The sequence below is a fragment of the Marinobacter xestospongiae genome, from assembly GCF_023156385.1.
In the GTDB taxonomy this organism is placed as follows: domain Bacteria; phylum Pseudomonadota; class Gammaproteobacteria; order Pseudomonadales; family Oleiphilaceae; genus Marinobacter; species Marinobacter xestospongiae.
Map to the genome: position 1 here is coordinate 1 of NZ_JAKZAK010000063.1, position 1,173 is coordinate 1,173.

Below are 1,173 nucleotides of genomic sequence, written 5' to 3' on the forward strand. Positions count from 1 at the left end.
GACCAGGACAATGATCTGGCCGGCAAATCCACGCTATGTCGGATGGAGCAGCGAGTAGACCGGCAGGCGATGGTGAAGGCCCACGAGCTGCTCTGGCACCATTTCATCGAGCAGCATGACGAGCCGCCGAAGGAAATTGTGCTCGACTTTGATGGCACCGACATTCCGGTCCATGGCGAGCAGCCGGGCAAGTTCTTCAACGGTTACTACGATCACCATTGCTACTTTCCGCTGTACGTGTTCTGTGGTCGCCACCTGCTGGTCAGTTACCTGCGCACCAGCAACCGCAGTGACAGCCGCCACAGCTGGGCCATTCTGGCGCTGCTGGTGCGCTTCATTCGCCAGTACTGGCCGGATACCCGCATCGTATTCCGGGGTGACAGCGGTTTTTACCGACCCCGGATACTGAGCTGGTGCGACCACAATGATGTCGATTACATCGTTGGCATCAGCAAGAACAGCCGCCTGCTCAAGGAAGTGGACGTGCCCATGATGCTGGTACGCACGACCCAGTGGCAGGTGAAAGAAAAGGTGGCGGAGACCTTCCGCTTCCAGTATCAGGCGAAGTCCTGGAAATACCCTCGCTGGGTGGTCGCCCGCCTGGAAGAAGGCGAGCTGGGCTCCAATCCCCGGTTCATCATCAGCTCCCGTTACGATGACGGGTTCAAGCTCTACTACGAGCAGTACTGTGCCCGGGGTGACATGGAAAACCGGATCAAGGACCAGCAACTGAGCCTATTTGCTGATCGCACCTCCAGCACCCACTGGTGGACCAACCAGTGGCGATTGATCCTGTCGGGCTTTGCCTACACCTTGTTCGAACGGCTGCGGAGCCACCTGAGGAAGACACCGTTCGAGCGTATGAGTGCCAGCACACTGAGACTCAAGCTGATCAAGGTGGGTGCGGTGATCATCCGCAATACCCGTCGAGTCCGGGTGCTGATGAGTGATACCTACCCGTACAAAGATGAACTCTCAGATCTGGTGCGCCGACTGGTTCCGGGATAGAACCCTGGGCTCCCCCGGCCCGACGCAATGGGGGGAAGGGGGTAGTGTGTCCGGAGGACGGCTACCGTTTAAATATTGAGCGGTTAGGGCCTGAGCTGAGCCGGCATGGCGATGGGTCGACCAGTCTGCGAAACTTGTTGGCAGCCTATGAGAAATCCGGGCTAG

The 1,173-nt window shown here is 58.4% G+C and carries 1 protein-coding gene; it reads left to right on the forward strand.

Going from position 1 to position 1,173, the window contains the following annotated elements; genetic code table 11:
• A partial coding sequence (locus MLD24_RS21475; RefSeq protein WP_248169381.1) for an IS1380 family transposase occupies positions 1 to 1,008 on the forward strand: 1,008 nt, incomplete at its 5' end.
• Positions 1,009 to 1,173: the final 165 nt, after the last annotated feature.